The organism is Nocardioides baculatus, assembly GCF_016735675.1.
Lineage (GTDB): Bacteria > Actinomycetota > Actinomycetes > Propionibacteriales > Nocardioidaceae > Nocardioides > Nocardioides baculatus.
This window is the reverse complement of the sequence record NZ_JAERSG010000003.1, coordinates 30,906-45,333: the sequence shown is the minus strand read 5'-3', so window position 1 is coordinate 45,333 and position 14,428 is coordinate 30,906. Positions and strand designations below refer to the sequence as shown.

15 protein-coding genes and 1 tRNA gene are annotated in these 14,428 nt (G+C 71.8%); 4 read left to right on the top strand and 12 right to left on the bottom strand.

What is annotated here, in order from left to right:
• From ftsR to JI751_RS09900, 9 genes are all read right to left on the bottom strand, one after another.
• On the bottom strand, positions 1-741 hold the full coding sequence (ftsR, locus tag JI751_RS09940) for a transcriptional regulator FtsR (protein WP_201935947.1): 741 nt from the start codon (positions 739-741) through the stop codon (positions 1-3).
• A 4-nt stretch (positions 742-745) separates the two neighbouring features.
• Positions 746-1,273, bottom strand: a complete 528-nt coding sequence (locus JI751_RS09935) for a zinc-ribbon and FHA domain-containing protein (RefSeq protein WP_201935945.1) — start codon at positions 1,271-1,273, stop codon at positions 746-748.
• Positions 1,274-1,381: 108 nt separating this feature from the next.
• Entirely contained in the window at positions 1,382-1,768 is a 387-nt protein-coding gene (gcvH, locus tag JI751_RS09930; protein ID WP_201935943.1) for a glycine cleavage system protein GcvH, read from the bottom strand.
• A 41-nt stretch (positions 1,769-1,809) separates the two neighbouring features.
• Positions 1,810-2,583, bottom strand: a complete 774-nt coding sequence (locus JI751_RS09925; protein ID WP_201935941.1) for a DUF881 domain-containing protein — start codon at positions 2,581-2,583, stop codon at positions 1,810-1,812.
• Positions 2,576-2,908, bottom strand: coding sequence for a small basic family protein (locus JI751_RS09920; protein WP_201935940.1), 333 nt, complete (start codon positions 2,906-2,908; stop codon positions 2,576-2,578). Before JI751_RS09920 ends, JI751_RS09925 begins: the two co-directional genes overlap by 8 nt.
• Positions 2,905-3,813, bottom strand: a complete 909-nt coding sequence (locus tag JI751_RS09915; protein ID WP_201935938.1) for a DUF881 domain-containing protein — start codon at positions 3,811-3,813, stop codon at positions 2,905-2,907. Before JI751_RS09915 ends, JI751_RS09920 begins: the two co-directional genes overlap by 4 nt.
• A complete protein-coding gene (gene clsA, locus JI751_RS09910) occupies positions 3,806-4,405 on the bottom strand; it encodes a cardiolipin synthase ClsA (RefSeq protein WP_372440559.1) in 600 nt (199 codons plus the stop codon). Before clsA ends, JI751_RS09915 begins: the two co-directional genes overlap by 8 nt.
• A gap of 20 nt (positions 4,406-4,425) precedes the next feature.
• Entirely contained in the window at positions 4,426-5,490 is a 1,065-nt protein-coding gene (locus JI751_RS09905) for a hemolysin family protein (RefSeq protein WP_201935936.1), read from the bottom strand.
• Positions 5,487-6,866 carry a hemolysin family protein gene (locus JI751_RS09900; RefSeq protein WP_201935934.1) on the bottom strand — a complete coding sequence of 460 codons (1,380 nt, stop codon included), beginning with the start codon at positions 6,864-6,866 and terminating at the stop codon, positions 5,487-5,489. Before JI751_RS09900 ends, JI751_RS09905 begins: the two co-directional genes overlap by 4 nt.
• 244 nt (positions 6,867-7,110) lie before the next feature.
• Here JI751_RS09900 and JI751_RS09895 point away from each other — a divergent pair, with 244 nt between their 5' ends.
• From JI751_RS09895 to JI751_RS09885, 3 genes are read left to right on the top strand one after another with little or no spacing between them, the layout of a single operon-like run.
• Positions 7,111-8,613 (top strand): sulfatase family protein, encoded by a 1,503-nt coding sequence (locus tag JI751_RS09895; protein ID WP_201935932.1) that lies wholly within the window; start codon positions 7,111-7,113, stop codon positions 8,611-8,613.
• Positions 8,614-8,630: 17 nt separating this feature from the next.
• Positions 8,631-9,716 (top strand): SLC13 family permease, encoded by a 1,086-nt coding sequence (locus tag JI751_RS09890; protein WP_201935931.1) that lies wholly within the window; start codon positions 8,631-8,633, stop codon positions 9,714-9,716.
• A 17-nt stretch (positions 9,717-9,733) separates the two neighbouring features.
• Entirely contained in the window at positions 9,734-10,657 is a 924-nt protein-coding gene (locus JI751_RS09885; protein ID WP_307814063.1) for a threonine/serine dehydratase, read from the top strand.
• A gap of 10 nt (positions 10,658-10,667) precedes the next feature.
• On the opposite strand, the gene JI751_RS09880 is transcribed toward JI751_RS09885, so the two are convergent.
• Together JI751_RS09880 and JI751_RS09875 are read right to left on the bottom strand one after the other, a co-directional pair.
• Entirely contained in the window at positions 10,668-11,501 is an 834-nt protein-coding gene (locus JI751_RS09880; RefSeq protein WP_201935930.1) for a calcium-binding protein, read from the bottom strand.
• Between the two features lie 599 nt (positions 11,502-12,100).
• A tRNA-Pro gene (locus JI751_RS09875) sits at positions 12,101-12,174 on the bottom strand.
• A 191-nt stretch (positions 12,175-12,365) separates the two neighbouring features.
• Here JI751_RS09875 and JI751_RS09870 point away from each other — a divergent pair.
• The gene (locus JI751_RS09870; protein WP_201935929.1) at positions 12,366-13,037 is read left to right on the top strand and encodes a M23 family metallopeptidase; all 672 of its coding nucleotides are present in this window, start codon (positions 12,366-12,368) and stop codon (positions 13,035-13,037) included.
• A 10-nt stretch (positions 13,038-13,047) separates the two neighbouring features.
• Here JI751_RS09870 and der read toward each other — a convergent pair whose 3' ends face one another.
• On the bottom strand, positions 13,048-14,415 hold the full coding sequence (gene der, locus JI751_RS09865; RefSeq protein WP_201935928.1) for a ribosome biogenesis GTPase Der: 1,368 nt from the start codon (positions 14,413-14,415) through the stop codon (positions 13,048-13,050).
• Positions 14,416-14,428 lie beyond the last annotated feature (13 nt).

The following is a 14,428-nucleotide window of genomic DNA, read 5'->3' as shown; positions in this document are numbered from 1 at the left end:
TCAGCCGCGGTCGAGCCCGACCTTCACCAGCGTCGCGTGGAGGCGTACGGACAGGGCGGCGATCTCCGACGTGGCGTCGTCGGCGCGACCACGGGCCGCGGCGTCGCGACCCCGCGCCAGCGGCGCGACGACCTGCTGCACGAGCCCGACCTCGCGGTCGGCGGAGGTCTTGAAGGCGCGCAGGTGGCGTGGCTCGAAGCCGAAGTCGGCGAGCTCGCGGGCGGTCTGGGCGACCACCAGGGCGTCGCTGTCGAAGTGGCCGGTGCCCGTGCGGGCGCTGACCAGGCCGAACTGCTCGAGCTGCGCGAGCAGCTCCTCGGAGATGTCGGCCACCTTGAGCAGCTCGCGGCGCGAGAGCCGCAGGTCGCTGGTCCGGCGGAACGACTCGGGGCTGGGCAGGCCGTCGGCGCTCAGCGCGACCTTCGGCACCGTGGGGACGACGGACTCGATCGCCGGCGGCTCCAGTCCGCGGTCGATCGCGTCGAGGTGGTCACCGATCACCTTGAGCGGCAGGTAGTGGTCGCGCTGCATCAGCAGGATGTAGCGCAGCCGGGCGACGTCGTCGCCCGAGAACTTCCGGTAGCCCGCGGCGGTGCGCTCGGGCTTGACGAGGCCCTGGTCCTCCAGGAAGCGGATCTTGGGGATCGTCACCCCGGGGAAGTCGGCACGGAGCTGGTCGAGGACCTGCCCGATGTTGTAGCGGGCGCCGCGACTCGCGCCGGCGGGCGTCGAGGCACTCAACGGCTCAGCTGTCCGGGTGGGAGGAGAAGAACACCAGGCGGTACTTGCCGATCTGGACCTCGTCGCCGTCGTTGAGGGCGACCGAGTCGATGCGGTCACGGTTGACGTAGGTGCCGTTGAGGCTGCCCACGTCGCTGACGGTGTAGCCACCGCCCGAGCGTCGGAACTCCGCGTGCCGACGCGACACGGTCACGTCGTCGAGGAAGATCTCGCTGTCCGGGTGCCGGCCGGCACCGACGACGTCGGTGTCCAGCAGGAACCGGCTGCCCGCGCTGGGACCGCGTTGCACGACCAGCAGGGCGTGGCCCTCCGGGAGGGCGTCCACGGCCGCGGCGTCGACCGGGCTCAGCTGGCGGTCGGACGACTCGCGCTGGTCGGGGACCCCGAAGGTGATCGTCGCAGTGGACTCGACCGGGCTGGCCCCGACAGGGGTGGCGCCGGTGTCTTCCCCGGCGAGCAGCTTGGTGCCGCACTGGGCACAGAAGCGCGCATCGTCAGGGTTCTGCTTGCCACAGGCGGTGCAGAACGGCATGGGAACTCCTCGGCGGATCGACGCCCAACCCTCAGCCGAGAGTTGAGGTTGACGGTTGGATCGAACCTATCAGCCGCGCAAGCACGTGGCGCGGCGAACGGTCGCGAGTCAGCCCGCGATGCTGGCCTGGTAGGCGGCGGAGTCCATGAGCCCGTCGACCTGCGAGGCGTCGGAGACGCTGACCTCGAAGAGCCAGCCGGCCTCGTAGGGGTCGCTGTTGACCAGCTCGGGCGTGGAGTCCAGGGCCGGGTTGATCGCCACGACCTCGCCGGTGACCGGGGCGTAGATGTCGCTGACCGACTTGGTCGACTCCAGCTCGCCGCAGGTGTCGCCGGCCGTGACGCTGTCGCCCACCTGCGGGAGGGAGACGTACACGATGTCGCCGAGGGCGTCCTGGGCGAACTCGGTGATGCCGATGCGCACCGAGCCCTCCGCCTCGCCGGGGGTACGGACCCACTCGTGCTCGCTCGTGTACTTCAGGTCTTCCGGATACACAGTGGGCTCCCTCGGATGTGGTTCGGGTGACGTCGGGCAGGCTACTGGCCGTCGTCGAGCTCCGCATAGTCAGGTCGCGAGGAGTCCCGGACGCTCGTGATCTCGACCGACTCGAGGTCCTTGACGTCGACGGTCGCGCCGTCCTCGGTCTGCAGCGTCTCGATGGGGCCGCTCGAGAACGCCAAGGCCGTCTCGAGCAGGTGGGGGTCGCCGATGACGTCCAGGACGTAGGGCGGCTCGAGGAGCCGACCGTCGAGCTCGATGCCCCCGACGGCGTCCTCGAAGTGGCTGTCGGCACCGAGCCGGATCGAGTCGTTGAACTCCATCGCCTCGGCGCCTGCGGTGCGGAGCTCCTGCACGGTGTCCAGCAGCGAGCCCACGGCGATCCGGCTGGTGGACTCGGTGATCGTGACGCGCAGGCCCGGCCCGGAGACCGGCACCAGGCCGGCGACGATGTTGAGGGTCCGGACGCGCTGCTCCGCCTCGTCGAGGGCGGCGGCGCGGTTGGTCGACTCGTCGAGCAGCTCCTCGCGACGGGCCTCGAGGCGGTCGACCTCGCGCCGAGCCCGCTCCGCGGTGCCGGTCAGGCCGTCGAGGACCTGGATGAGGTCGCTCTCGCGCAGCCCCGCGTAGGTGTCGTTGGCCGCGGTGTCGCGCACCTGGACGACGAAGGCGAAGCCGAGGACGGCCAGCAGGACCGCCACGACCGCCTGCCGTCGCGAGGGGTGCGTGATCGCGCTCCGCAGCCGGCCCTCGGAGGGTGCCTCGTCGGGTTGGCGGTGCTCGGGCTTGGAGCCGGGACGGGTGTCAGGCATGGAACACGTGCCTGCGGATGGCCGCGACGTTGGAGAAGATCCGGATGCCGAGCACCACGACGACGCCGGTCGTGAGCTGGGCGCCGACGCCGAGCTGGTCGCCGAGGTAGACGATGGCGGCGGCGATCACGACGTTGCTGACGAACGAGACGACGAAGACCTTGTCGTCGAAGATCCCGTCGAGGTAGGCGCGCAGGCCGCCGAAGACGGCATCGAGCGCCGCCACGACGGCGATCGGCAGGTAGTTCTGCAGGGCGAGGGGCACGTCGGGTGCGAACAGCAGCCCGGCGACGATGCCGAGCAGCAGACCCAGCGCAGCGATCACGGCGCGCTCCCTTCCCCTTCCGGAACGCCTGCGGGATCGGCGTTCAGCTCGATCACATCACGCAGCGGGTGCCCGGGGGCAGCCGGCAGGCGGATGTCGTCGACATTCTCCGCCTTGTAGACCATGTCGAGCCCGTTGACCAGGAGGAACCACGCTCGGCCCTGGCTGGTGCCGAGCAGCTTGGCCTGCAGCGACCGGGGGTCACCGATCGCCTGCACCACGTAGGGCGCCAGGACGGGGCGACCGTTGACGTGAACTGCCCGGCCGGTGTTGCGGATGCCGCCGAGCGCGTTGATCCGCTGGTCGTTGATCGCCACCGCCTCCGCACCCGCGGCCCACAGTCCGTCGACGAGGGTGGCGAGGTCCTCGTCGCGGATCTCGTCGTCGACGTCGATGTTGGGTCGGTTGTCGACGGTGATCCGTACGCCCGGACCGCGCACCGCGGCGAACCCGCTGTTGAGCTCGGCCCGGTCGACGCGCGCGGCGATCCCGTCGAGCTGGCCCTGCACCGTCGTGCTGCTGCTCGCCACGTCCTGGTTGGCGCTGGTGATCTCGGCGACGTCGTGCTGGAGGTCGGCGACCCGGTCGCTCTCGGTCTCGATGCGCTGGACCAGCGCGGCGCGGCTCAGCTCGTTGACCTCGGCCTCGCGGTCTGTCTGCGCGGCGACGACGGCGGCCATCACGCCGAGGACGACGACCGCGACCAGGCTCGCCCAGTGCGGCCGCGACCGCTCCACCGGGGCCTCCCCCGCCTCGGCGCGCTTGCGGGCGACGTGGGCGTAGTCCTCGTCCATCGACCGCGCAGTGATCAGGGTCAGCAGCGGGGTCGTGACGTGCTCGGGCAGCGCACGCTCGCGGGTGTCGGTCCCGCGTCCCGCGCCGCGGTGGGAGTGCTGGTCAACCATGGTCGGCCGCGGACGACGTACGTCTGGGGGTGTCGCGCAGCAGCGTGCGGACCTGCCAGGCGTAGAGCACGCCGGCCCACCAGTAGAGCCCGATCCCCCACCACGCGAAGGCCCAGCCGAAGGTGCGCGCGAGGTTGGCGACGATGCCGTCGCCCTCCCCGAGCAGCAGGAGCGGGAACGCGTAGAGGAGGTTGAACGTCGCGGCCTTGCCCAGGAAGTGGACCGGCAGCGCCGAGAAGCCCCGGGTGCGCAGGATCGGCACCAGCCCCCACAGGAGCAGGTCGCGCAGCGGCAGGGCGAGCGCCACCCACCACGGGATGATGTCGCGCAGGTAGAGCCCGATGACGACGGCCAGGATGTAGAGCCGGTCGGCGACGGGGTCGAGGATCTCGCCGAGCTTGGAGAACTGGTCGAGGCGCCGGGCGAGCCAGCCGTCGAGGTAGTCGGTGAAGCCCGCGACCATCAGCACCACCAGAGCCCAGGCGTCCGCCTCCGGCCCCAGCACCAGCCACAGGAAGAGGGGGACGCCGGCGAGCCGCACCACACTGATGATGTTGGGCACGGTCCAGACGCGCGACGCTTCCTCGGTCACGCCCAGACCCTATCCACGGGTCACCGTGGGTCGACGACGGACACGTCGTGGTGCGCCGCGTCGCGGATCTCTCCGACGAGCTCCTCGAGCACGTCCTCGAGGGTGACCAGCCCGACGACCTCGCCGTCACGGCGTACGACCCGGGCCATGTGGGCGCCCTTGACCTGCAGGCTCTCGAGCGCGTCGTGGAGCAGGTCGCCGGGGTGGACGGTCGCGAACGGGCGGATCCACTTGTCCTCGATGACCCGCGAGCGCTTGTCGTCGTCGGACTCGAGGGCGTCCTTGATGTGGAGGTAGCCGAGCAGGTCGCCGTCGGGCGCTGCCACGGGGAACCGGCTGAACCCGGTCGAGGCGCACACCGCCTCGACGTCGGCGACGGTCGAGCCGGGCGCGACGGTCGCGAGGGTGTCGGGCGCCATCAGGATCGACTCGACGGACTTCTCGGTGAAGCCGAGGGCGCCGGCGAGCCGGTCGTACTCCTCGGCCTCGATCAGGCCCTCGCCGCGCGACTCCTCGACGAGCGCTGCGACCTCCTCGCGGGTGAAGCTCGAGTGGACCTCGTCCTTGGGCTCGACGCGCAGCAGCCGCAGGACGCCGTTGGCGACCATGTTCATGAGCGCGATGACGGGACGGAGCACCGTGACGATGACCATCATCGGGGGGCTCAGCACCAGCGCCGCGCGGTCGGCACCGGCGAGCGCGATGTTCTTGGGGACCATCTCACCGAGGACCACGTGGAGGTAGACCACGACCGACATCGCGACGACGAACGAGATCGGGTGGAGGAGGTCCTCGGGCACGTGCGCGGCGTGGAACACCGGCTCGAGCAGGTGCGCGACGGCGGGCTCGCCGATCGCACCGAGCCCGAGCGAGCAGACGGTGATGCCGAGCTGGGCACCCGCCATCACGAGGGAGATGTTCTCCATCGCCCGCAGCGTGGTCCGCGCGGCGCGCGAGCCCTCCTGGGCGCGTGGCTCGATCTGGCTGCGGCGGGCGGCCAGCAGCGCGAACTCCGAGCCCACGAAGAACGCGTTGAGGGCGAGCAGGACCACTGCGAGGGCCACGCCGAGGAGGTCGCCGTTCATCGTCCGGCCCCCTCGGTGGTGCCGGACGCGTCTGCGGCCGGCTCGTGGGCCACCAGGCGCAGGTCGAGGCGGTCGATCCGCAGGCCGTCCATCCGCTCGACGGTCAGCGTCACCAGCCGCTCGCGCAGCTCGTGGGGGTCCGAGCGGTCAGGCACCGGCACCTCGACCCGGTCACCCGGCTCGGGGATCTTGCCGAGCTCGCGCATGACGAGGCCCGCGACGGTGTCGTAGTCCTCGTGGTCGGGCAGCTCGATGTCGGTGGCGTCCTCGACCTCGTCGGGCCGCAGCAGGCCCGACAGGGTCCAGCTGCCGTCGCGGCGCTGGCGGATGCGCGCGCCGAGGCGGTCGTGCTCGTCGGAGATGTCGCCGACGATCTCCTCGACCACGTCCTCGAGGGTCACGATCCCGGCGTGGCCTCCGTACTCGTCGAGGACGATGGCCATCTGGAAGCCGTCCTGGCGCAGCAGGGCGAGCAGCGGGTCGAGCCGGAGGCTGTCGGGCACGACGACCGGGCGGACCATGACGTGCTTGATCCGGGTCGTGGCGCGCTCGTGGACCGGCACGGCGACCGCGTGCTTGACGTGGACGGTGCCGACCACGGTGTCCTCGGAGTCGAGCACCGGGAAGCGGGAGTGCCCGGTCTGGCGGGCGAGGTCGATCACCGAGGAGACGCGGTCGCCGTCCTCGACCGTCGTCGTACGCACGCGGGGGGTCATGATCTCGCCGGCCGTGCGGGTGCCGAACTCGACCGACCGCTCGACCAGCTCGGCCGTGTCGGCGTCGAGCGTGCCCTGGTCGGCCGAGCGTTGCACCAGCGAGGCGAGCTCCTGCGAGCTGCGCGCGGAGCGCAGCTCCTCCTGGGGCTCGATGCCGAGCCGCCGGACGATGGCGTTGGCCGAGCCGTTGAGCGCACGGATGGGCCCCTTGGTGAGCGTGGTGAAGCCGCGCATGAAGCCCTGGGTCGTGCGGGCGGTCTCGAGCGGCCGGGCGATCGCGAGGTTCTTGGGGACCATCTCGCCGAAGATCATCGTGACGACGGTGCCGATGGCCAGGCCGAGCGCGAGGGACAGCGGCGTGACCACGCCGTCCGGCACTCCCACCGCGGCGAGCGGGCCGTCGATGAGGTCGGAGATCGCCGGCTCGGCGAGGAAGCCGATCGCCAGGTTGGTCACGGTGATGCCCACCTGGGCGCCCGAGAGCTGGGTCGACAGCGAGCGCAGCGCCAGCTGGACGCCCCGGGCGCCCTCGTCGCCCTCGGCGGCGGCGCGCTCGACGCTCGGCCGGTCGACCGTGACGAGCGAGAACTCGGCCGCGACGAACAGTCCGCAGGCGACCACGAGGGCCAGCGAGACGAGAAGCAGGAGGAGCGGGGTCACGACGCGCACCCGGGATTCAGTGCGGTCGTGCGGGGACTTTGACTTCCGTCCATGGCGCTGCTGGGGGTTCCTTCTGTCGGTGCCGGTCTCGGTCGCGGCGAAGCCACAGAGTACCGGTCCGGAGCTACTTCGCCCCACTCGTCGTGTCGCTTTGGGGAGGGGGGCTCCGGCCACCTACTGTGACCCCCACATCGGGGTGCGTCATCCGGGCCGCCCCGGTCCCCGGGGCGAGGAACTTCACCAGATGCGTGTGTGGGCACAGTCGATCACGGCTGCACTGCTCGTGGTCCTCGTGGCCGCACTCGCCACGGTCACCGCCGACGGCGGCTCGAGCGCGTCCGGCCCGGGGTCCGTGCGGATGGTGCAGGGCACCCAGCAGCCGAGCGCTGCGCCGGACAGCCGACCCAACCTGGTCTTCGTCCTCACCGACGACATGCGCGACGACGACCTCGACCACATGCCGATCACCCGGGCCCTGCTGGCCGACCAGGGCATGGAGTTCACCGACGCGATCTCGCCGCACCCCCTCTGCTGTCCCGCCCGCGCGCAGCTCGCGACCGGCCAGTACGCCCAGAACAACGGCGTGCAGCACAACCGGGGCGTGCACGGCGGCTTCCAGGCGCTGGACCCGACCGAGGAGGCCAGCGTCTGGTTCCGCGACGCCGGCTACCGCACCGGCTTCGTCGGCAAGTTCCTCAACGGCTACGGCCCGCGCGACGTCCGCCCGGACGGCTGGACGCGCTGGGACGCCCTGACCCGCGGCGTCTACGACTACGTCGACTTCTCGATGACGGGTGACGGTGAGCCACGCCGCTACACCGGCAGCTACATCACCTCGGTGATCGAGGACCACGCCAACCAGGCGGTGCGCGACTTCGCCGAGTCGGGCGACCCCTTCGTGCTGTACGCCTGGCACCTCGCGCCGCACTACCGGATCACGCCGGAGGGCGGGCGGAGCCTCCCGCTCGCCGCCCCGCAGGACCGGGACTCGTTCCTCGACGAGCGGCCGTCGTCGTTCGACAGCCCGGCCTTCAACGAGGCCGACGTCAGCGACCAGCCGGCCTACCTGCGCCACCTCTCCCCCGCCTCCCCCGACGAGGTCAGGGCCGAGAACACCGCGCGCCTCCAGTCGCTCCAGGCGGTCGACCGGGCGGTCGGCTCGCTGGTCGAGACCCTCGACGAGGAGGGCGTGCTCGACAACACCTACATCGTCTTCTCCTCCGACAACGGCTACTCCCTCGGCGAGCACCGCTTCGTCGGCAAGGACGTGCTGACCGACGAGGCGCTCCAGATCCCCCTGCTCGTGCGCGGCCCCGGCATCGCACCGGGCTCGACCTCGGACCTCCCGGTCACGCTGGTCGACCTCCCGGTCACGTTCGCCTCGCTGACCGGGGTCTCCCCGCAGTGGCAGGTCGACGGGACCTCCCTGGCACCGACGCTGCGCGGCGAGGACCAGACCTTCCGTGACACGACGCTGATCCAGACGGGTCGCACGCTCGGCGACGGGTGGTCGCACCGCGGCGTGCGCACCGACCGCTACCTCTACGGCACCGACGGTGCCGACGGCTTCCTCTACGACCACCTCCTCGACCCCGAGGAGCAGGTCAACCTCGTCGCCGACCCGGCCTACGACGCCGTGCGCGCGGCCCTCGAGCTGCGGCGGACCGAGCTGGTCACCTGCGCCGGGTGGACCTGCAACCAGCAGTTCGGCCCACTGCCCGAGCCGGTGACCGACACCGCTCGCTGACCGGGCATCCTTGCCTCGTGCTCGAGGTCCTCCACCCCGTCGTCGTCCAGGTGCTGCCGGTCGCAGTGTTCCTGCTGGCGATCACGGTGACGGCCGAGATCGCCCAGCTGGCCGGCGTCTTCGACGTCGCCGCGCATGCGATGGCGCGTCGGGCCCGGCACCGCGTCGTGCTGCTCTGGCTGCTCTTCGCGGCCCTCGCGATCGTCAGCACGATCGTGATGAGCCTCGACACCACGGCCGTGCTGCTCACCCCGGTCGGCCTCGCGATCGCCCAGCAGACCGGCATCGCGCCGATGCCGTTCGCCCTGACGACCCTCTGGATCGCGAACACCGGCTCGCTGCTCCTGCCGGTCTCCAACCTGACCAACCTGCTGGCCGTGCACCGTTTCGAGGACCTCGGCGCGGGCCACGCCGACTACGTCCGTACGGCTGCACTCCCCGCGGCGACCGCCATCGTCGCCACGCTCGTGCTCATCGCGGTCCTCCAGCGGCGCGCGCTGCGGGGGACGTACGCCGTCGACCCGCCCGCCGAACCGCACGACCGGGTGCTGCTGGTCATCGCTGGGGCCGTCTCGCTGGCCATCGGGCCGCTGTTCGCGGTCGGGATCGAGCCCGCAGCCGTCGCCGTGGCGTCCGCCGCCGTGCTCATCGTCGCGACCCTGTGGCGGGCGCCCGGGCTGCTGCGCGAGGTCAGCCCGCCGTGGCTCATGGCCGGCGCCTTCGTGCTCGTCGCCGGGCTGCTCCGCGCGGCCCAGACCGAGGGGCTGCTCGACTGGCTGGCCCCGGCCGTCGGCACCGGCACCCGTCCCCTCGACCTGCTCCACCTGTCCGGCGTGTCCGCCCTCGCGGCCAACCTCGTCAACAACCTGCCGGCCTACCTGGTCGTCGAGCCGTCCGCCGCGGGCGACGTACGCCGCCTCGTGGCGACGCTCGTCGGTGTCAACGCCGGTGCCCTCGTCACCCCGTGGGCCTCGCTCGCCACCCTGCTCTGGCTCCAGCGCTGCCGGTCGGCGGGGCTGCAGGTGCCGCTGCTCCGGCTCGCCGGCTGGGGCGCCGTGTGCGCCGTCGTCTGCGTCACCGCGGCGACGTTGACCATCCGCTGACCCGGATACTGGGCGCCGTGATCACCCGCGACGACGTCCTGGCGGCCCGCGAGCGCATCGGCGGACGCGTGCGCCGTACTCCCCTGCTGGCGCCGTCGGGTGCCGACCCGGCGTGGCTCAAGCTGGAGCACCTCCAGCACTGCGGCGTGTTCAAGACACGTGGCGCCTTCAACCGGCAGCTGGCCGCGATCGAGCATGGCGAGCTCGGCGACGCGGGCATCGTCGTGGCGTCCGGCGGCAACGCCGGTCTGGCGCACGCCTTCGCGGCCCGCGAGCTCGGCGTCCGCGCGACCGTCTTCGTGCCCGAGGCCGCGCCGGAGGTCAAGGTGCAGCGGATCCGGGCCTACGGCGCCGACGTGGTGCGGGCGGGTTCGGAGTACGCCGAGGCGCTCGCGGCCGCCGTCGACTTCGGGCACGCGCAGGGAGCCGCCTTCGCGCACGCCTACGACCAGCCGGAGGTGGCCGCCGGCGCCGGGACGCTCGCCGAGGAGCTGCTGGACGACGAGCCGTCGATCGACACGGTCGTCGTCGCGGTCGGAGGCGGCGGGCTCTACGCCGGGGTCGCTGCCGCCGTACGCGGACGGGCGAAGGTCGTCGCCGTCGAGCCCGAGACCTGCCCGACCCTGCATCGCGCCATGGCCGCCGGCGAGCCTGTTGACGTCGAGGTCTCGGGAGTTGCGTCCGACTCCCTGGGCGCCCGTCGCCTCGGGGACCTCGCGTTCGCCGCGCAGCAGGCCGAGCCACCCGTCTCGGTGCTGGTCACCGAGGAGGCCATCGTCGAAGCCCGTCGGCGGTTGTGGTCCGACTACCGCATCGCCTCCGAGCACGGCGCCGCGACCGCGTACGCCGGCCTGCTGTCCGGGGCGTACTCCCCCGCTGTCGGCGAGCGCGTCTGCGTCGTCGTCTGCGGGGCCAACACCGATCCGGCGACGCTCGCCTGACGCCGGGCCGTCAGAAGGCCACGCGCAGACGCGGCTCCAGGACGGTCGAGCGCACCTTTGGGAAGATCGACGACTGCTCGGGGATCGGGCCGTAGGGCCAGCCGGCCGGGAGGTGGTCGATGACCTCGACGATCTCGCAGGTGCCGAACGGGTCGACCACGTCGAGCGGGTCGCGCCAGCCGACGAAGAAGACGCGGTCGGCGGTGCCGTTCTCCTGGCCGCCGTCGTCGCAGCGGATCTTGTCGACGAATCCGTCGGGCAGGACGTAGATGGTGTCGTTGCCCTGCTCGCCGAAGACCTTGTCGGCGCCGGGGCCGAGGAAGACGGTGTCGTCGCCCTCGTCGCCCTTGACGAGCCAGTCGTTGCCCGGACCGTCGATCAGGACGTCGTTGCCGGGACCACCCTGGATCGCACCGTCGTCACCGGGCCCGGCGTCGATCCAGTCGTCGCCCGGGCCGCCGATGTGCTTGTCGTTGCCCTCGCCCCCGAAGAGGCGGTCGTTGCCGGGACCCCCGTTGAGGATGTCGTTGCCGTTCTCGCCGTACGCGACGTCGTTGCCCGAGCTCGCTGAGATGACGTCGTCGCCCTCGCCGCCGAAGACCGTGTCGTCACCGGACCCGCCGTCGACCTTGTCGTGGCCCGCTCCTCCGGCGACCCAGTCGTTGCCGGGCTGCGCGGTGATCCAGTCGTTCCCGTCGTCGCCGTGGACCGTGTCGTTGCCGTTGCCGGCGTAGATCTTGTCGTTGCCGCTGCGGCCGCGGATCACGTCGTCGCCACCCAGGCTCATGATGACGTCGGCCCTGGCGCGTCCCACGATGACGTCGGCCTTCGTCGATCCGCGCATGAGCCTGGCACCTTCGGCAGGGGATGCCGCCAGGAGGACGACGATCGCGCCCATGCACAGCGTCACGCGCCCGTACCTCACCCGCATCTCCAGTCACTCGCCGTCTGCGGGAAAACTAGCGAGGAACCAGACCGTGCGTTGACGTTCGGTGCAAGCCGGTCCGAAGGGATGAGGCGGTCCGACCGAGGTGGGACGGAGCGACGCGCCGGAGCGGGCAGGGGCGTCCCGTCCAGAGATCCGGCTACAGCCGCCGGCGTACGCTCGACCTCACCCGCTACACCTCGAGTGCGCGAGCCGGCTTCCCGCCCCCAGGTTGCCACGGCCGCGCAGGGCCCGGTCGGCGCGTGACCCCGCCCCCGACCGGGCCCACCTCCACGAAGGGTGATGGCCCAGCGGCGCTGGCTCCGGGGGGGATAGCAGCGCTGCTGGGCCCATCAAGCCTTCAGCGCCGCACCGCGACGATCTGTTACGGCCCATCTCCACTGGTCTAGACGCGTCCGCTCCAACGACCGGGTCACCACTGCGCGCGCGGGGCGAGAACGAGGAAGAGGCCGCCCCCGCATCCAGCGGGAACGGCCTCTGACCTGCTGCTTCTTCGGTCGGGCTGACAGGATTTGAACCTGCGACCCCTTGACCCCCAGTCAAGTGCGCTACCAAGCTGCGCCACAGCCCGAATGCCCCCGGCGCGAGGCCAGCGGAGCGAGGGGAACACTACCGCAGCCCCCTCGACGCCACGGAATCGGCCCACCCGGCTCGCCGATGAGCCATGCCGCCTGGCCCGACTGGGCCATTTGAGGAGAAACGGGCGGCACCGGCTGCCCGGCGCGAGGAGCATCGGATCCTCGACCTGTGGGGGTTCCGTCCGTGTCTTCTCTACCTCGCCGCGCCGGCCTGGCGGTGGCTGCCGTCGCTCTTGCGCTCGGCCTGGACATGGCTGCGCCGCGCGCCGACGCCGCGCCCGAGACGCTCGTCCGCGAGAACACCCGCCAGGCCGACGCCATCGAGCTCGCGCTCCAGGTGCGGGAGCGCCAGCAGAGCCTCTCCTCGCTGAACCGGCTCGCGGACGCCCGGGACCGCGCCCTCCTCGGCCGCAAGGCCGTCCTCGCGCAGTACGGCTACCACGGGGACCCCGACGCGGTCGTCGCGGTGCTCCCGCTGGCGTCGTACTCCGTCTCGGCAGGCTTCGGGCTCACCGGACCGCTGTGGGAGGCCGAGCACGGCGGACAGGACTTCGGCTCGTACGTCGGCGACCAGATCGTCGCGGTCGCGGCGGGCGTGGTCACCGAGGTGGCGTACTCCGGTCCCTACGGGCTGCGCACGATCGTGACGCTGCCGGACGGCACCGAGGTCTGGTACTGCCACCAGGACGACGTGTCGGTCTACCCCGGCCAGGCGGTCGACGTCGCCGACCCGATCGGCAGCGTCGGGTCCACCGGGAACTCCACCGGCCCGCACCTCCACCTCGAGGTCCGCCCCGGCGGTGGCAGCCCGATCGACCCGATGGACTGGCTGCGGGCGACCGGGCTGACTCCCTGACGGGCGTCGGTCAGCGCTTGCGCTTCTCCCGCACCTTCTGCTCGATCACGATCGGCGTGCCGACGAAGCCGAACTCCTCGCGCAGGCGGCGCTCGATGAACCGCTCGTAGGACGCGTCGAGCTTGCCGCTGGTGAACAGCACGAAGGTGGGCGGTGCGACCGACGGCTGGGTCGCGAACAGGATCTTCGCCTGCTTGCCGCTGCGCACCGGGTGCGGGTGCTCGGCCACGAGGCGGCCGAGGAACGTGTTGAGGGCACCGGTGCCGATGCGGGTCTCCCAGCCCTCGAGAGCCTTCTCGATCGCCGGGACGAGGCGGTCGACATGCCAGCCGGTGCGCGCGGTGAAGTTGATCCGCGGGGCCCACTTGAGCTGGACGAGGTCGCGCTCGACCTCGCGCTCGAGGTAGTAGCGACGCTCCTCGTCGACGAGGTCCCACTTGTTGAAGGCGATCACCATCGCGCGGCCGGCGTCGCGGATCGTCTGGATGATGCGCATGTCCTGCTCGGAGACGGTCTCGCTGCCGTCGAGCACGAGGACCGCCACCTCGGCGCGGTCGATCGCCGTCGACGTGCGGAGCGAGGCGTAGTACTCGTGGCCGGAGGCCTGGTTGACCCGCTTGCGGATGCCGGCGGTGTCGATGAAGCGCCAGGTCTTGTCGCCCAGCGTGATCAGCTCGTCGACCGGGTCCACCGTGGTGCCGGCGGCGTTGTCGACGACGACGCGGTCCTCCTGGGCGAGCATGTTGAGCAGCGAGGACTTGCCGACGTTGGGCTTGCCGACGATGGCGATGCGGCGCGGACCGCCGACCTCCTCGAACGACTGCTCCGGCGTCTCCGGCAGCGCGGCGAGGATCGCGTCGAGCATGTCGCCCGACCCACGACCGTGCAGCGCGGAGACGCAGAACGGCTCGCCGAGACCGAGGTTCCACAGCCCGTAGGCCTCGGCCTCGGTGCGCTGGTCGTCGACCTTGTTGGCGGCCAGCACGACCGGCTTGCCCGACTTGCGCAGGATGCGTACGACGGCCTCGTCGGCGTCGGTGATGCCGACGGTCGCGTCGACCACGAAGAGCACGGCGTCGGCCAGCGACACGGCCACCTCGGCCTGCCCGGCGATCCGCTCGGCGAGGCCGCGGGCGTCGGGGTCCCAGCCGCCGGTGTCGACGACGGTGAAGACACGGCCGTTCCAGTCGGCGTCGTAGGACACGCGGTCACGGGTCACGCCCGGGCGGTCCTCCACGACGGCCTCGCGGCGGCCGATGATGCGGTTCACGAGGGTCGACTTGCCCACGTTGGGGCGGCCCACCACGGCCAGGACGGGGGTCGGGCCGGTCGGCTCGTCGGCACCCGGCTCCACGCTGAGGGCGTCGTACTCACTCATGCTGCTCACTGCT

Bases quoted from the DNA above. Each gene is read 5' to 3' on its own strand.
- JI751_RS09895 (WP_201935932.1), top strand. From the start codon at position 7,111: ATGCGTGTGTGGGCACAGTCGATCACGGCTGCACTGCTCGTGGTCCTC.
- JI751_RS09935 (WP_201935945.1), bottom strand. From the start codon at position 1,273: ATGCCGTTCTGCACCGCCTGTGGCAAGCAGAACCCTGACGATGCGCGC.
- der (WP_201935928.1), bottom strand. From the start codon at position 14,415: ATGAGTGAGTACGACGCCCTCAGCGTGGAGCCGGGTGCCGACGAGCCG.
- JI751_RS09925 (WP_201935941.1), bottom strand. From the start codon at position 2,583: ATGCCTGACACCCGTCCCGGCTCCAAGCCCGAGCACCGCCAACCCGAC.
- JI751_RS09915 (WP_201935938.1), bottom strand. From the start codon at position 3,813: ATGGTTGACCAGCACTCCCACCGCGGCGCGGGACGCGGGACCGACACC.
- JI751_RS09880 (WP_201935930.1), bottom strand. From the start codon at position 11,501: ATGCGCGGATCGACGAAGGCCGACGTCATCGTGGGACGCGCCAGGGCC.
- JI751_RS09905 (WP_201935936.1), bottom strand. From the start codon at position 5,490: ATGAACGGCGACCTCCTCGGCGTGGCCCTCGCAGTGGTCCTGCTCGCC.